The sequence below is a fragment of the Porphyromonas sp. genome (genome assembly GCF_030529325.1).
Taxonomy (GTDB): domain Bacteria; phylum Bacteroidota; class Bacteroidia; order Bacteroidales; family Porphyromonadaceae; genus Porphyromonas_A.
The window spans coordinates 20148-38187 of record NZ_JAUMXC010000010.1; the positions used below are offsets into that span (position 1 = coordinate 20148).

At 46.5% G+C, this 18040-nt stretch carries 12 protein-coding genes; 7 read left to right on the top strand and 5 right to left on the bottom strand.

Going from position 1 to position 18040, the window contains the following annotated elements:
• Positions 1–40: 40 nt before the first annotated feature.
• Complete coding sequence (locus Q4A14_RS02875; protein WP_303169799.1) at positions 41–2149, bottom strand: PL29 family lyase N-terminal domain-containing protein; 2109 nt, start codon at positions 2147–2149, stop codon at positions 41–43.
• Between the two features lie 4 nt (positions 2150–2153).
• A complete protein-coding gene (locus Q4A14_RS02880; protein WP_303169801.1) occupies positions 2154–4019 on the bottom strand; it encodes a hypothetical protein in 1866 nt (621 codons plus the stop codon).
• Positions 4020–4339: 320 nt separating this feature from the next.
• On the opposite strand from Q4A14_RS02880, the gene Q4A14_RS02885 reads away from it, so the two are divergent.
• Positions 4340–5377 (top strand): hypothetical protein, encoded by a 1038-nt coding sequence (locus Q4A14_RS02885; protein WP_303169802.1) that lies wholly within the window; start codon positions 4340–4342, stop codon positions 5375–5377.
• Positions 5378–5390: 13 nt separating this feature from the next.
• Entirely contained in the window at positions 5391–6149 is a 759-nt protein-coding gene (locus Q4A14_RS02890) for an ion transporter (RefSeq protein WP_303169804.1), read from the top strand.
• A 252-nt stretch (positions 6150–6401) separates the two neighbouring features.
• On the opposite strand, the gene Q4A14_RS02895 is transcribed toward Q4A14_RS02890, so the two are convergent.
• Positions 6402–7112: a hypothetical protein gene (locus tag Q4A14_RS02895; RefSeq protein WP_303169807.1), complete on the bottom strand. Its 711-nt coding sequence runs from the start codon at positions 7110–7112 to the stop codon at positions 6402–6404.
• Positions 7113–7306: 194 nt separating this feature from the next.
• Here Q4A14_RS02895 and Q4A14_RS02900 point away from each other — a divergent pair, with 194 nt between their 5' ends.
• The 5 genes from Q4A14_RS02900 (at position 7307) to Q4A14_RS02920 (ending at position 13770) form a co-directional block, all read left to right on the top strand.
• Positions 7307–8866 (top strand): THUMP domain-containing protein, encoded by a 1560-nt coding sequence (locus Q4A14_RS02900; RefSeq protein ID WP_303169808.1) that lies wholly within the window; start codon positions 7307–7309, stop codon positions 8864–8866.
• Between the two features lie 61 nt (positions 8867–8927).
• Positions 8928–11084, top strand: coding sequence for a S9 family peptidase (locus Q4A14_RS02905; RefSeq protein ID WP_303169809.1), 2157 nt, complete (start codon positions 8928–8930; stop codon positions 11082–11084).
• A 27-nt stretch (positions 11085–11111) separates the two neighbouring features.
• The gene (purD, locus tag Q4A14_RS02910; protein ID WP_303169811.1) at positions 11112–12392 is read left to right on the top strand and encodes a phosphoribosylamine--glycine ligase; all 1281 of its coding nucleotides are present in this window, start codon (positions 11112–11114) and stop codon (positions 12390–12392) included.
• Positions 12393–12416: 24 nt separating this feature from the next.
• The gene (locus tag Q4A14_RS02915) at positions 12417–13310 is read left to right on the top strand and encodes a hypothetical protein (protein WP_303169812.1); all 894 of its coding nucleotides are present in this window, start codon (positions 12417–12419) and stop codon (positions 13308–13310) included.
• A gap of 10 nt (positions 13311–13320) precedes the next feature.
• Entirely contained in the window at positions 13321–13770 is a 450-nt protein-coding gene (locus Q4A14_RS02920; protein ID WP_303169814.1) for a YqaA family protein, read from the top strand.
• 469 nt (positions 13771–14239) lie between these two features.
• Here Q4A14_RS02920 and Q4A14_RS02925 read toward each other — a convergent pair whose 3' ends face one another.
• The gene (locus Q4A14_RS02925; protein WP_303169815.1) at positions 14240–16693 is read right to left on the bottom strand and encodes a hypothetical protein; all 2454 of its coding nucleotides are present in this window, start codon (positions 16691–16693) and stop codon (positions 14240–14242) included.
• Between the two features lie 138 nt (positions 16694–16831).
• Positions 16832–18025: an OmpA family protein gene (locus tag Q4A14_RS02930; RefSeq protein ID WP_303169816.1), complete on the bottom strand. Its 1194-nt coding sequence runs from the start codon at positions 18023–18025 to the stop codon at positions 16832–16834.
• Between the last annotated feature and the right edge of the window lie 15 nt (positions 18026–18040).

The window sequence follows — 18040 nt, forward strand, 5'->3', positions numbered from 1 at the left end:
ATCACAAGGTAGGCTCGTTGATTTTGTGCCTTCTACCTCTTTACCATTCAGCTACTGCACCACTTGGAATTTGTGGAAGCATACCCGTAGTAGTGGTGCCCGCTCCCGGCGTCATGAGTTGGAATGTATGGATGCCGGTATGTTCAGGCACAGGATAGTTATAGTTGAATGTCAACACATTACCTCCCGCAGGTAGAGCAAAAGGATAAGCCCCATGCCTTACCAATGCCATCTTGAAGACCGTGTTATCTGTCTTGGTGTATTCGAGCACCATCGCGTAGTGCATTGTCTGAGCGGAAAGGAACGTGGCAAACTCTGCTGTGAGGACCTGCGTAGCTGCATCATACTTGATCAAAGCATTGCCATCTTTGTCTACAACATTTTTATCCACCTTGGTGACAGAAAACTTACCAAGATGATGTCTTCCCAAGCCATTCTGCATAGCTGTTGTGGTTGGGATCTTAATCACAAGTTTACTGACATCTATCTCTTCACCTGCTGCAAGGCCAAAAAGCGTTTTGGGATCCTTACATCTCAGCCTGACCTTCTGGGTAGCTCTCTTGAGACGAATTGTGAATCGGTCGGAATTATTACCGGAGAAGAATGTGGAGTGAGAAGCATATGTATCCCATGGCACGGGTTTCTGATAGATGATACCGTGAGGATTAGGATTCGCTTCGTCTATATGCTTATTGACAAGAATTGCGTTGTTGGGTTCTGTCTCAGGCTGGAACGAAGCATATGCGATGTAATCAGGATCGAAGAGGAAATCTACCACTGCGAAGTTCGTATTGTCCATTGTCGTAGGTTTGTCAAATCCTCTATACACATCTTGTCTGAACTTATTAAGGAGCGTTGCGTTATCACTATTGGTATCGATATAGGATGCCGGAGCAGGTGTAGGCTCTTTGAAATTGCCATTGGCATCCAGTTCGTGCCATCTTGTGACATGTGCAGTCTTTTTGTTGGCAGAGAAGTCAAGGGTATTGTAAGGAGTATTGGACTTGTAGATAGGCACCTTGGGATTATCGTTGAAGAAGTAGTTGAGGAATATCTTTGTCTTCAACTTGAGATTAAGGTTGCGAGAGTAAGTCTTGCCATCTTTATCTCGTGCAAAGAAGATGGCTTCTGCCGTATGTGGAGTATCGGGTCCCCAACCCATCTTGGGCGATGTGACATAGATCTTCTTGCCCGCCTGATCTATCCTGTACTCCCAACCTCTTGGCAGGGCAGCATAGACAGTGGTGAGCTTGTCTGACTTCTCAAATGGGAACTCAATCTCCTCGGCTATTTCTTCAAAGAGCAAAGAATAGGTAGGCTCATCAAAGCGTGCAGAGGCATCGGTACCATTGAGGAGCGAATTTTCAGGCATGATCTTGAATAATGTCTGCTCCTTGCCCGGTAGCCTCACATCCCCTATCGGAAGCGTAGTATGGATGACCACCGTACCATCAGGTTCTATCGTAATACCGGTGATAGGACTATTGACACCGTCGGCACCCTTGTCACCCTTATCGCCTTTGTCTCCTTTATCTCCCTTATCACCCTTATCACCTTTGTCTCCTTTGCCACCATTGGCCTTGATCTTTTTGCCATCGGCATCCAAGATAAATACAGGAGGTTTTCCGTCTCCATAAGAGATCGTCCAGTAGAGGTTTTCATCGCTTGGATTGTCGGGATCCTGCATCGCTCCGATCTTGGGCGTCTTACCATTCTCTCCGGTAGCAGGTACGCCGGTATCCTTACCATTGACAAACCAATTGCCATTGAAGCCGATTTCGATGAGAGGAGTCTCTCCGTCTTTACCGTCCTTGCCGTCTTTTCCATCACGTCCGAAAGGAATATAGATCACCTTGGAGCCGATCGTCACCCTCGCACCTATCGTGTCCTTGGTGTGATCACTGTTGGTGATGATGTCGTACTCAAGCGAAGAAACGGGCTCTTTCTGCTCAAGAGCTTGGATGAGTAGTCTCAAATCAGCAAGACTTCCGTTGATCTTATCGACCTTCTGATTCAGGTCCTTGATGCTCCCTGCCAGCATATACTGACGGCTATACAGAGCATTTACATCCTCCTTGTAACAACCTGTCACCAGCAGAGACAGGAAGATGGACAGGACAGTTATGATAGATATATGTTTTAGTCTCATAGCTTTATCTTTGTGCTTGGATGTATTTGTTTAACTGCGAAAGGTTACTTTTTGCGATGTCACTCTTATCGCTGATAGAGTCAAAATATCGTCGTGCCGACTCATTGTCTCCCCTCTCGGCATGAGCGATGCCAAGAGCATTGATCACAACTGTAGTCTTCTGCTTGACTTGTGTGAGGTTTCGTATAGCCTGATCGTACATACCGGACTCAAGTCTGTTAAGTCCGCGAAGAGTACGGGCAAGGTCGCTGTCACCATAGAGCTTATCCAACACCTCCAGTGCTTCCACACGCTGAGGAGAGCCCTTGGGGTACAGCTGCGCGACAGTGTAGATCTCTTCGGGGCTCAGACTTGTAGGATCTGTCTTGATGCGCTCCTTGGCTTCGTTCGGATGAAAGCCTCTGATGTCGTAAGAGACAGTGTATTTACTCAGACGAAGAGAGGGATACACATCCCTGAGGAGTTCGGCATAGCCCGCAACTCTCTTCATCTCGGCCTTGCGCACATTGACATCTGCACCGGAGAGGATCACCAGGATCGCACTCTTATTGGGGAGCGAACTCGCAGAGACGGTCTCTTTCAGACCTTCCCAGTTTTCACCTGTTGTCCCCAGTCTAAAAAGCGATCGGGAGAGTTCAGAACGCTGCATGACATACTCTATCAATGACTGCGCACGTCCTTCTGCAAGTCTGAGATTGTGATTCAAGTCTCCCTCCGGAGAAGCATACCCATCGATCATTATACCGCGTATCGTCAAATCCGAATCATCTTGGAGGCGTTGTAGTTCACCCTCTATACGAGCAAGCTCTGCCTTGTTGTTGGCCAAGCCCGGCTCTATATTAGTCTTGTTGAGTGGGTAACTCAGCGAGATTGTGGCAGAGTGTGCTCTCTGCTTTGGGACAATCTCAGCCGTTGCTTCAGGATAGATGATCATATATTCAGGCTTTGGGATCACCTTCGGAACCGGTGCGACCTGACGAGTGGAATATCTCGGTTTCACGGTTTTCCCAAACTTGTACACCAGGCCTACGGCAGGTTGCCAGGTAAAGTCATCATAAGCCCTCTTGGCAGAGAGGACTCCGTCGATAGCTCGATCCCGTTCCCAGACAAGTCTGTTTGTAAGCTCCAGCCCCCACTTCGACGACAAGTTGAAGCGTAACGAGAGATCTCCACCAAGACCAAAAGTGAGATCCTGATTGACTTTTGGTGCAACCTTCTTGTCGGTTGAAGCATCGACTATAGTCGAGGAGAAATGGCTCAGATACAAGCCGGGTTTGAGTAACAGCACGACAGGTTGATCATAACGAGCAGCAGAGAGAGAAAATAGTCCGTTGAGGTTGAGGACAGCATTGATCGAAGTCTGTATCATACGTACATCGCTTCTGATCTTATCGAGACCTATACCCTTGAGACTTATCTCATTGCTATTGATTCCCTGTTCGCCGAATATATCCTTGACAGGAGTGTACACTATGCCATCTATCATCGTGTAAGGATAGTACACATAAGCATCATGCATACCCAACACATAGGTCTGCTGATAGCCCGAAGCCAAGGCCGAGTTTTGTCCATAGCCTGCGTTGAGTTCGATGGCAAAGATGGGAGAAAACTGATGTCCGAGCTTCAGTTGGCCTCCGACACCGAAGCAGAACTTCTTGTCGGATATCGAGTATAGATCACCAAAGTAGTATGGAGAGAATAGTTCTGCGCCTGTGTACCAATAACTTCCTTGGTGTTTAGCATGGAGTCTTGGACAAGAGCCCTCATTCGACTCTTGAGCGGACATCGTGGTAGACACGAGATCGCAAAGCAACAAAAATCCACATAAAAGCAGACCTTTTGTCGAAAGTAATTTCTTAGTCTTTGTCATTATCATATTTTTTCTACATTGAAGGGTAATATATATATTAATACTCCGAGCTATAGAAAAAACGGAGCATTGTGCTTTCACATCTCTCTTATTAACAGGCACCATTACGGTAATTATAATACAAATATAGCAAAAATTCACTGATTGCCAACTTGGAGTCCTAAAGCCCCTCCAATAACACACAGTCTTTCAAAAAGAAAGCTCCCACACCCCCTCGGCCCGTCTAAGCAAGCAATATATCAAACAAGAGATGCTTGGTCATATTGCGAGAAGTAATTATATTTGATCCCAAATTAGGCTTAAGAAAATTTTCAAAACTAATGAAACGCGTTGTAGTTTTACTGATCACACTACTCTCGTTATTGGGATGTCACCAACAAGTTGTAAAGACAGCCAATCGAAATTGGCTACCGGATATCAAGATCGAGAATCATGATCTGAAGGGGAATGTCAAGATGTGCCGCACAATCGATGAGTATGAGGACTACGCAAATCTTGGGACTCAGAGGGATACCACTGTATCCTACTTCAACACCCAAGGATATCTATCATCGGTATCTTATATCAACATCACACAGCGCACGACGACGTACTTCTACGACGAGACTTCCAGATTGATCGGCTCTAAAAGCCTTTTCAGTTCCGACAACAGGACAAGCGAGGACTCGTACAGCTATGATGAGAGAGGCCTCCTCACAGAAATCAAATCTGTCGAAAGGACCGGCGCGACAAATCATCATCTGATACTCAAGTACGATGATAAAGGGCGTTGCATAGAGGAACAGAGCTACCTTAACGAAGAGGCTTCTCCGATTTTCAGCTACAAAACCGAGTACGATGACAAAGGCAATACGTCAAGCACCACGGTGTATGGGACAGAAAGAGAGCTCAAGAGGATAGAGTTTATTTCTTATGACTCTGAAGGCAAAAAAATAGAGACGACAGACACATTTTACACCTCTGAAGGAGGAGAAAGCCACAGACTCAAAACGACCTACAATAAGCAGGAGCTCCCGACTATCGTCGAAGAACATAGAAATGGCTCTCTACATGCAAAGAATGTCTACATCTATGATGACTCCGATCGAGAAAAAGAAATCATCTCCTATGAGATGTCGAGAGATGGCGAACTCACCATCAGCAACCGTAGCAGCTACGACTACGACGACAAAGGAAATCTCATCAAGATGGTGACCTATTCCGGAGAAGGTGAAGAGATATACTCATCATCGTCTACTTATGCCTACGATAAGAACGGTAACTGGATCAGCAAAACCACAACTTCCTACTTCATGTTTGAGGGGGGGAAGGAGTCATCTTCAAACACCATCAGACGGACAATAGAGTACTACGAATAACCCCGAATACAGCATGAATAGAAAAGACCTCCTGCTCATCACTCGGCATGGGGATGACTCTCCGGCACTGTACAAGGCTTATGACAAGGTGATGCTCATAGCCATCGTAGTGAGCCTGATACCTCTGGTCACTCGCAGCAATTCGCCCGTACTGTACTGGATAGACATCACCACAACGACACTCTTCATCATTGACTATATTTTACGTTGGGTGACAGCGGATTATAGGATGAAGCAATCCGGATGGAAAGCCTACCTACTCTACCCGTTCACCATCGGGGCGATACTCGATCTGCTCTCTATCCTGCCGATGATAGGGTATTTCAACTCATCCCTAAAAGTCCTTAGGATGTGGCGTCTGATGAAGATATTCAGAGTGGCAAGGGTCTTCAGATACTATGAGCCTTTACAAGTCATGATATCCGTCCTCAGGAAAAAAGCAGAAGTACTCATGACGATAGTGGGATTTGCAATCTTTTATATCCTCACGACAGCGTTGGTGATGTTCAACATCGAACAACCCGTCAACCCCTCTACCGGAGCATACTTCTTTGAGACCTATTTTGATGCCGTCTATTGGGCCACCTGCACCCTCACAACGGTAGGTTATGGAGACATCTATCCCATATCAAACTTGGGGAGGCTCTTCAGTATGGTCTCGGCTATCCTTGGTATAGCCATCATAGCCCTACCCTCGGGGATCATCACTGCCGGATATATGGAAGAGATGTACGAAAAGAAAAAAGAGAGAGACTGCGGAGATGCAGGCTGATCCACCAAGTAGTGGAGCCTGACAGCAAAAAATATACGATCCTCAAGATCAACGTGACTAACTTGACAAATCAATGTGGCTAACTTGATTCAAGCTGTGGCCAAAAGTCGGAGACGATACAAACACTCCTCATATCCCGACCCTATCCGGCAGATAAGTATAAGAAAGTAAAGACAATAAAGAGACGGTACCACTTACCCCATAATTGGGATATGTGATACCGTCTCTTTATTTTTCACCTATCGGAGGAGGTTACTCACTCTCGCTGAAACTGCTATCCACCTCTACAAATTCTTTGCCGTCAAATCGGTAACAATAATACAGGCCTTGCGAACCAAAAGGTGCGACGACATCACCTCTCTCGTCCAAGTACATTTGTGATTGTCCCGCCACATCGGCAAGAAACTCCCAAGGTCTACGTGGATCTTTGTTTGTCCATCGATAGACAAACGCCTTCATGGATGCTCCCCCATAGTCACAGAGAGAGATAATGAGTTCGGGCACACCGTCCTTGTCAAAGTCATAATAAGTCATCTCAAAATTGACATACTCGGCCGAAAGCTCTTCCCACCAGTCAGAAATCCTATCTTTGACATCAGGCAGGAAGTCCTGCATGACCTCTCCTCGTCGATAGAGCAAACCGACAGGTAGAGAGCCGGTCTCAGGATCGATCTCAAAAGACAACGTCTCATCCTCACGTCCATCACCATTGAGATCACAAGTCATATCTCGATCATAGTCCTCAAGATTCCAGGTGATGTGCTTATTCTTTGTCCTGAAGATCGGAGAGTGTCTATTTCCGGTGTTTCCTCCTGTCTCCTCATCATAGCGTACCTTGAAGGTGGTATACTTCACGGTATCACTCTCTTCTTGCTGTGTTGATCCTGATTTTTTCGTACCACTGCAGCCATACCCATTCATCAGGCAAACGATGGCAAGCAGTCCTCCCACAATATTTTTCATAATATTCATACCGGTAATTATTAATATTTTCTTCGCCCTCCACCCTTGCAAGAAGGACAAGTTGAAACAAATGTACAAAAAGTAAACAAGATTGGGCAATCATCGGAATTTTGTAAATTTGTATGACTGCAGCCAAAGATCTACGAGTGGCTTTGACTGTAGCACACATACCAAAACTCGGTTAGATATATTGAATGGAAGAGAATCCCAAGTTTAAGATGATCGCCAAGACCATGCATGGTCTTGAGGAGATCCTGAAGAGTGAGTTGGAGTCGATAGGGGCTACAGATATAGAGCCCGGGCGACGGATGGTCGCCTTTGTCGGAGACAAGAGCACGCTATACAAGGCAAATATCCACCTCCGCACAGCCCTTAGGGTGTTGGTGCCGATGGATACATTTGAGGCGACAAACGCCGATGAAATATACCAATATCTGTACGACAACATAGCTTGGGACAAGTATCTTACACCACGTACGACATTTGCCTTTGACACTGTCGTTTATTCTGAAAAGTTTACCCACAGTAAGTTCGTGGCTTACCGTGCCAAGGATGCCATCTCCGACTATTTTCAAGATAGAGAGATGCGTCGTCCCAACGTATCGGTGACCGATCCTGATGTGAGGTTTCATATCCATATCGCCAATACCACAGTCACCCTTGCGCTAGACTCGAGCGGAGAAAGCCTCCACAAGAGGGGTTACCGTGTAGGACAAAACGATGCTCCTATCAGCGAAGTCCTGGCAGCAGGGATGTTGCTCCGTACGGGTTGGAATGGTTCTTGCGACTTTGTAGATCCCATGTGCGGTAGCGGCACACTACTGACCGAAGCTGCCCTCATAGCACTCAACATCCCACCGGGGATATTCAGAGAGTCTTATGCTTTTGAGAAATGGAATGACTTCGATGCAGAGCTCCTCAGCAACATATTGGATGAGTGGGAGGAAAAGCCTTTTGAACACACCATCTATGGTAGCGATATATCCGCAAAAGCCATATCCATAGCTCGTGCCAACATCACTCGCGCAGGAGTACAGAAGCATGTCCAGCTCTCAGTAAAGCCTCTCGAAGACTATACGGCAGAGACCAAGCCTGCTCCGACAGGACTATTCATGACCAACCCTCCCTATGGAGAGCGTCTGCGCCCTGCGGAACTCGAGAAGCTATACAGTTCGATAGGCTCCATGCTCAAGCATGCGTTTGCGGGCTACAAGGCTTGGGTGATCACTTCCAACATCGAGGGCTTTGATACCATAGGCTTGAAACACTTTTTCAGAGAACAACTCTACAACGGTAGTATAGAATGTGAACTCAGAGGGTACGAACTCTTTGAGGGAAAGCGTAATGACTTCGTACGAGAACGTGTGGAGAAAAATGAAGACTATGCACGTGCCGGCGAGTGGAAAGAGCGCAAACATGAGCATCGTCGTGATGATCGCAACCGTAAAGAACGCCCTAAGCGTGCCGAAGGAGAGAGACGGAAGTTCGGTGAACGCCCAAAAGATGAGAGAAGAGGGAATGACCGCAGCTTTGGCGAACGTAAGTTCGGAGACCGTAAACCTGCAGGAGCTAACAAATTTGGCGAGCGTAAATTTGGCGGCAGGAACTTCGGAGAACGCAAATTTGGTGAACGCAACTTCGGTGACCGGAAGTTCGGAGAGCGCAGGTTTGGCGATAGAAAACCTAATCGGGAAAGCAACAAAGCAGTACTCTTCATCCCTCGCTCCAACAAAGAGCGTCTACCGGAGGAGTAAAATCCGGATTTGTCTAACAAGCAATAAATCAAACATAACAACATATACCTGAATTTGTATTATGAACTTTAAGCCCAAACGTATCCTCACAGCCATGGCACTCATGTGTGCTATGGGACTGACATCAGTATTTGCCCAGCAAAAGAAAGCCCTCACCCTTGATGATTTCATCCCGGGAGGCAAAGGTTTTGCTGAGAAGATGCCAAAGATGCTGAGTGCATCGGCGGTGACAGATTTAGGAGTCATCTACAAAAAGGATGATGTATATCTCTTGATAGATAAGCAAGGGAAAGAGCGTGATTACCTGACTCTCGAACAGTGGAAGTCTTATGTCGGTCAAGAGGCAGATAAACTCCCACACCTCAGCATGAATGCAGACAATGGTGCACTCACAGCAATGAGCGACAAGGTGCTATACATCCTCGACACTCGCACCGGCAAACCTGTGCAGAAGTACGCTTTTGACGTCCAAAAGTTCGGAGATACAAACCTATCCGTAGCGGGTAAGCGTGTAGCTCTCATCGATGGGAAAAACATATCTATCCTTGATGCAGAAGGTAACCTCTTTGCCCTCACCACCGATGGGACTGATGACATTGTCTATGGTACAGCAGCTCACCGCAATGAGTTTGGGACAAAAAGAGGTACGCTTTGGTCTCCTTCAGGACGATATCTGGCTTATTACCGTATAGACAGGACAAATGTAGAAGCATATCCTATCGTGGACATGAATGCTCCTATCGCTAAGCTTGTCCACTACAAGTATCCTATGGCGGGACGTGCGAGCGAAAGTGTGACAGTACATATATATGACACTGCAACGAAGACAACCCAAGTCATCAAAAGCGACCTCCCCAAAGATGCGTACTTCACAAACTGGGCTTGGTCTCCGGACGAAAAACTGTTTTACATCGATGAAGTAGAAAGAAGCCAAAGCAAGGGTCGCCTTGTAACTTATGATCCCACAAGTGGAGAAAAGGTTGCAGTACTGATGACAGAGGAACACCCAAGGTATGTAGAGCCTTCACAACCTTTGCAATTTGTCCCCAACAATCCAAAACTATTTGTCCGTGCCAACCGCTTGGACGGATACAACCACATCTACCTTTTGGATACCAAGGGCAGAAAAATCAAACAACTGACCGGTGGAGACTGGGAGGTGATCGACCTTATCGGCGCAGATGCAAAGGGTAAGTATGTTTACTACGTATCCAACGAGGGGCATCACATGGGTCAGGCCCTTTGGAGAGTAGCGATAAACAACGGCAAACGCGAATGCTTGACATCAGGTAAGGGTTATCACTCAACGATGATTTCGCCTGACAAGTCTTTGGTTCTCGATAACTTCTCAAATATCGATACCGTAGGTGAACTTCGTCTTGTCTCAACAACAGGAAAGCCTCAAAGCCGTGTGATAGACACAGCTAAAGGGGAGATCACATCATATGACTTGCCTACGGTGGAACTCGGCACCATCAAGGCTGCGGATGGAAAGACAGACCTATACTACAAGATGACTCGTCCCCGTGTACTTGAGGCAGGAAAGAAATATCCCGTGATCGTCTATGTCTATGCCGGTCCACATGCTCAGCTTGTCATCGACAGCTGGAGAGGTCTACACCAAAACTGGGACAACTATATGGCACAGGAGGGTTACATCGTCTTCACAGTTGACAGTAGAGGCTCGGCACACAGAGGCATGGAGTTTGAGTCTGTGACACACCGTAATCTTGGCAAGTTCGAGATGGAAGACCAAATGAAGGGTGTAGAATACCTCAAGTCTCTACCATATGTCGATGCTGATCGTATCGGTGTACATGGTTGGAGCTTCGGAGGCTTTATGACTACCAACCTTATGCTTACACACTCGGACATCTTCAAAGTCGGTGTCGCAGGGGGACCTGTGATGGATTGGTCATTCTATGAGATCATGTATGGCGAACGTTATATGGGAACTCCTCAAAACAACCCCGAAGGTTACGCCGCATCAAACCTTATCAACAGAGCCGGAGACCTAAAGGGTCGCCTGCTGCTCATCCACGGAGACATCGACCCTGTGGTGGTGTGGCAACACTCGCTCCTATTTGTCAAATCTGCGGTGACCAAGGGTTCGATGCCTGACTACATGGTCTATCCGGGTCATGAGCACAACGTAAGAGGCCGTGAGAGAGTACATCTCTACAAGACCATCACAAGATACTTTACCGATCATCTTTAATACTCATCCCAATATAGACATACAGATATGAATGTACTTATCCTCGGCAGTGGTGGGCGCGAACAAGCTCTTGCATGGAAGATCTCCCAAAGCCCCCTTGTAACAAAGACATACATCGCACCAGGCAATGCCGGCAGACTTCCGGGATGTGAAAATATAGAAGTGTCCCTATCCGACTTTCCGGCTGTGGTAGAAGTCATACGCAACCATACCATCGATATGGTTGTCATCGGTCCTGAAGTACCTCTTGTAGAAGGGATCACAGACTACCTATCGGAGCAAAAAGGGTTTGAACAACTACACATCATTGGCCCTTCAAAAGCAGGTGCAATGCTCGAAGGGAGCAAAGACTTTGCCAAGGACTTCATGATGCGACACAAGATCCCGACAGCCAAGCACCGTACGTTCACATCTGCAACTCTTGAGAAGGCAAAGTCTTATCTCAGAGACGAAGAAAGAGCACCATACGTGCTCAAAGCCGATGGTCTCGCTGCAGGCAAGGGAGTACTTATCATCGACAACTACGAGGAAGCCTGTGCCGCTATGGAGGATATGCTCGGTGGCAAGTTTGGCAACGCAGGCAACCGCGTCGTGGTAGAGACTTTCCTATCAGGCATAGAATGTTCGCTATTTGTCCTTACCGATGGACATGACTACAAGCTTCTCCCGATGGCAAAGGATTACAAGCGTATCGGAGAAGGAGACACAGGATTGAACACCGGTGGTATGGGAGCTGTGTCTCCGGTGCCTTTTGCCGACGAAGCTTTTGTGGCAAAAGTCGAAGAAAGGATAGTCCGCCCCACTATCAAAGGTATTGAAAGCGAGGGGATAGACTACAAGGGATTTGTCTTTATCGGGCTCATCAATTGCCAAGGTGATCCTTATGTGATCGAGTACAACTGTCGCATGGGAGATCCTGAGACCGAAGCAGTCATGCTCCGTATCAAGGGCGACCTCGTCCCGGCCCTGCTCAGCCTCAAAGACGGCAACCTAAAGTCCCAACAACTTTGTGAAAAGGACAACCACGTGGCAACAGTGGTTGCCGTGTCCGGAGGGTATCCCGAAGACTTTCAGAAAGGCTTTGAAATCATGGGCTTAGGAGCGGATACAGAGGACTCTGTCGTCTTCCACGCCGGAACCAAGAGTGATGAGGCAGGCAAACAGTACACATCCGGGGGGCGTGTGGTTGCATCTTCAGCAATAGGGAAGACCCTCGAAGAAGCACTTGCCAAAAGTTATGCACGACTATCCGCTATCAAATACGAAGGTATCTACTACCGTAGAGATATCGGGCAGGATATGCTCTGACCATAGCAAAACCACCGTATCAGGATGAACCGCCAAGCCGTCTCTCTATTGGATAGGATATCCCCCTTCATGGACGGTGTTGTATCGTTTATCGACGGTTCTCCATTTGTTGCGGGCGTGTTGCTCATCCTGCTTCTTGTTCTGCTCCGACGCCACGGATTACTTTATTATGGTTCCAAACTCACAGGATTTGCAGGCATAGCCCTGTATGCAGTACTCTCTATCCCACCCTTGCTACTCAGTAATGGAGGGATGGGGAGTACTTTCTTTTTACTGATTCTCGGGATCTTTCTGACCGAAACCTTTCTCAACAACTACACCCACAGACGTCGCTATTTCCAAGTCTTCGATATCGGCTTTTTACTCACAATTCTTGCTCTCGATCACATAGGATTTCTCCTACTCTTATCATTTTATATCCTCAGGCTCAATCAAATGGGCCTCATGGATCTCCGTCACTTCGGAGCTCTACTCTTAGGAGTTTTCAGTGTCGTTTGGTTTTCCTTTGCACTAACAGTGATCCCAACTGCAGAGGGTATCAACGAGTGGATTCGAACAGGCATCAACGAAATCGTAACCCTTGGGTTGCCGACCTCAGGCAAATATCTCCCATTTTATATCGCTTATGCGATGCTCCTTACGGCGATATCCGTATTCTATTACAGTTTCAATACAAGGGCGCTTGAGCGACACCGCTTCTTTGCGGCCGTACATCTCACGCAAGCATGGCTGACATTTCTACTCCAGCTACTCTATACCTCCGGAGATCTTGGCAGTCTCTATATGTGCATATCCATCTTCTTCACATGTGTGATGCTCCAAGTCTTTTACAGAGCGATCCGAGACAAAGTATGGCAAATACTGATGACGGCAATCTCACTGGCAGCCCTTGGAGCAATGATTTATATCACAGTCTAACTTTCAAGCTATGGAAATACTTATCGAATACGGGTACATCGGAGTCTTCATTGCAGCATTTCTTGCCGCAACAATACTCCCTTTCAGTTCCGAGATCGTTCTCTCGGGAGTCCTCCTCACCGGAGCAAGCTACCCTCTTTGCATCGCTGCAGCCACCCTTGGCAATTGGTTGGGTGGGATGACCTGCTACTGGCTTGGACTTTTAGGCAAAAAAGAGTGGATCATCAAGTACCTCAAACTAAAGGAGGAAAAACTTGACAAAGTCACCAGCTGGCTACAGAAAAAGGGAACATGGATGGCGTTCTTTGTCTTCCTTCCCGGTATAGGAGACTTCTTTGCCGTAGCTCTTGGTCTTCTCCGTGCCAATGTATGGGCTGTCGCAGCCTTTATGCTTGCAGGCAAGCTCTTCCGCTACCTCGTTTGGGTCAAAGCCGTAGACCTTATACTCTCCCTCTTCTGATGACTCGCATCAAATAGTACAAGTCTAAAACCTACCGGTCCTCTTATCACTAAGTATCTGTCGGCGTGAATGTATGTTCATGCCCACTTCCTCGCAACTGAAAAACACCTGCCCCAAGCTGCCTCCAGGCAAAGCAAGACCAGATTACTTCACTCGTCTATGGACATTTGATGCTCAAACGGGATATTCAAAAAAGATCACGGACACCAAAGCTACCAAAAGGTGTAACCCTCCATGCGCAAAGGTAGACATATCCATATAACTGGATAAACACATTCATTTTATAGTGCCATAGGGGTTATGCTAGCATTTGTCCAACTTAATTCCGAGTCTGTTAATCAAATAAAATCTCATCAAATATCGGCATAAGAGGCACAAAAAGAAAGGCGAGACACAGACCTTTAGTCTGTGTCTCGCCTTTAAAAATCAAACATTGATTATGTTCTGAAAATAATCTTTACGACATCACTTAGGGGACATACTTCACGAGGATATCAGGATGACCTTGTGAAGAAGAAGTCTTAACAGCTTCAAATTGATTTGAGGCAACATCCGTTCCGTTCTTACGCCTTATGTAGCAAATAGAGTATTCACCCTGGTATGTCCAGTGATTGGTACGAGAGCGTAAATATCCATCAAGATAAACGGTATTGATGAAGTAGTGTGTCTGAGTTGGTCCGGAAAGTTTTCCGTTACTTGAAGACTGCTGGTTGCCCTGAGGAGTATCCTTGTGTGCACTCACATATCCGTATACCTTTGCTCGAGCTTCAGCTTCAGTGAGCTTTTCTGAGTAAACACGCACCATTTCCTCATTATCCTTACCAGTATAAGTCTGAGTGGTCATCCATTGCCGGTACATCTCATCGAGTCTGAAATGTCTGTAATCCAACTCACCCTCTACAGCCAAGAATATTCCGGTCACAGGGTTGAACTTGTGCAAAGTGATACACTTCAAATAAGGGCCGAGTTGGAATGGAGCCATCTGGCAGACACCTTTCCACATTGCGCGGACACCATAGTAAGTATCATCCTGAGCAACTGTAGCATAGTTTACTTGTCCATCCCAGAAGTTCTCAAATCCACTCTTCGCTCCAATTAGATTTTCAATCATGTAACGACCAATCTTGACTCTGAAGACACGTTCAAAACGACGGTCTTGTTTTTCAGATGCTGATTTTTCGTTGTAGTTATACAACTTACGACCCATGTTGATAGTACCGATTGGATCGAGATGATCAGCTACACGATATCCGGAAACAGGTATCTGAGCCACATTGGGCAGATAGTTTGGCAGATCTCGCCATGGACCATCAGGATCAAGTTGTCTCTCTATCCTGAAGAAGAGAGCGTGATATCCTGTAAGTCTGTGAGCATCCGGACCTTGAGGAGTCGTCGGTGTATGGAGGACAATGCGAGTCTTGACCTGATTTGGCACATAGGTATTCGATGCAGACTGCTTTGTAACATTGTTGATGGTGACTTCCTTCACATATCCCCAACGCTTTTCAACCTCTCTGATGAGCGGAAGCTTCTCACGTGGTATAGTGAATTGCCCCTTATCGTTGGTAACAAAAGTATATTCATCTGTATCTGGCAGACCCGGCAAACCTTTCACACTGGAGCCTGCAGGCGCCTTATTGCCTTTCTCATCATAAACAGTATAGGTCACACTACCATCGACAGTACTTACATACTCTCCAAACTCTTTCTGAGAGTACTCTGCAATAACGTTCGGTATACCTTTTATGACTATTACGGTTGCTCCGGGCTTGCCGGGCTCACCAGGCTTACCATCGGTACCATCACCCCCATCAGCCCCTCTGAGATATTCCCAGAAGTCTGCAATAGAGTTCCTATTCTTATCCCAAGGTTTATTAGTCTTGTGATCAACCAGCGGATTATCAGTGTCTGCACGTCTCTCAAGTTCTTCTGCCCAAAGCTGATAAGCAGACTTACCGTCAACACCATTGGTGCCATTAGTGCCATTAGAACCATTAGAACCATCCTTACCGGTAAGGTATTCAAAGAAATGCACTTCGCTGACCTTATCCTTAGGCCATTCATTGCCGGGATTTTTAGGATTCTCCAATCCATTCTCCACGAGCTCTTTCCATATCTCATAAGCAGACTTACCATTGATACCATCAACACCCTGGTCACCCTTGAGACCTCTGAGATATCTCCAGAAATCCTCTATGGTATCCTTATCTTTAGGCCAAGGGGTACCATCAGCAGAGATTTTGATCTTACCAGCCTTAAGATCTCTATACCAAACCTCATAAGCTGTCAGACCGGAATTACCATTATCTCCGTCAGGACCCTGAGCCTTGATACCAGTATCGATAGTACCGATCCACCAGTTGCCGTTTTTACCGATAAATGGAGTCAAGCCATCTTTACCATTCTTTCCATCCTTACCCTTAAGGTATTGGAAATAATGCTCAACTTCAACTCTATCCTTGTCCCACTGTATCTTGCCATCGATGACATTCTGCTTCCAAACTTCGTAAGAAGATCTTCCGTTTTTGCCATCCTTGCCATCAACACCATGGGCATTGACACCGGTGTCGATCTTACCGATCCACCAGTTACCATTTTCACCTATTCGAGGAGTCTTTCCATCACGACCGGTGACATAGTCCCAGAAGTCAGCTTCTGTATTTCTACTTGGAGGCCACATCTCTGAAGGGTTGTGTGGGTTTGGAGCCTTTCCGTCCGAGATGATAAGCTTCCACTGTTCATAAGCCGACAGACCATCTTCACCCTTATCTCCCTTTGGACCCTTGATGTAGATGAGATAGTCACTGATCTCGACTTTATCTTTGGGCCACGTGACTTCTCCGTCCATGACCTGCTTCTTCCATACTTCGTATGCAGACCGGCCTTTAGGGCCCTTAGGACCATACGGCAGTTCAAAATTCATGTTTCCACATGACGAAGCCAACAGAACAAGCAGCACCCAAATATATGATAGTGCTCTTTTTGTCATAAGCATCAATTATTAATATTTTCGATTAGTTCATATATCCGGTGGCTTTCGCCACCGGATGTAAGGGGAGATTTACTTAAGATACTCCCAGTAGTCCATATTGATAACTCTCTCGATAGTCACCTTACGGTCTCCTCGACGTGTATTGTCAGGAGCAGCAGGAGCGACATAAGAGATCTTCTTTCCGACACCTCTTGACTTGAGCATATCACGTGGAATACCTCTTTCAAGGAGAGCATCTACAAGAGCCTTAGCACGACGTTCAGAAAGACCGATGTTGTAGGTCTCCGAACCTCTTGAGTCGGTATAACCGATGATAAGGTATTTACGAGTCATATCTTGCTTCAAGATATCCGCGATCTGATCCACAACAGGGAACGATTCAGGGGTAATATCGGACTTGTCAAACTCGAAGAATACATAGTTGAAAAGTTCACAAAGATTTGCAGGAGACTCTACGATAGGAGCAGGAACTACCTTTTCGATGATTCTCTCTCTTTCGATCACCTTTTCCTTTTCCACTGTACGATAGATTGGTTTTGGTCTCTTGGACTCTCCGCCCAAACGAAAGATGAGTCTTGCTGTACCTTGCCAGATATTCGCAACATTTTTGTGAGGCATATAGAGGAAGTCTGCCTGAAGGCCGAGACCTACCCTGTCAGACATCCACATGTTCACACCTGTACCGAATGCAACAGGGAACAACTGCTTCAAGTCATCTCCACTCTTGTTGTGATCAAGGTCGTAGTGCCACTTCATTGTAGTCTTGTCGAAGTGTTCTACACCGTTATAAAACTGGTTGAATGTCTTGTACATGTAGTTACCTCCGACGCGGAAGAATGGATCGATGTACTTAGACTTGAAGTACTCACCGAGACGCCATTGAAGACCAAGACCTCCCATATAGACAAATCTATCTTCCTTACCACCTCTGATAGGATCCTGAGCATAACCCACTGTACCTTGAAGATCGAGATAGAAGTAGCGACCCAACTGACGCGCAATGTAAAGATTACCGCCAAAGAGTAGATCTCTCTTATTGACATCAATACCATAACCGCCATCGACAGTGTTGTTCTTGAAGTCAAGGACACTCACTCGTGTCATATGAAGACCTGAGCCTCCGATACCGATTTCCCAAGCTCTCTTGTAAGTCTTGTTTTCTTCTTGCTGAGACTCTTCCGTATAGTTTGTCTGAGCCAGGGCTTGAGACGTACAGAAGGCCAATGATATCCCGAGGATATATTTAGAAATATTGTATATCATATTCTATACTTTATA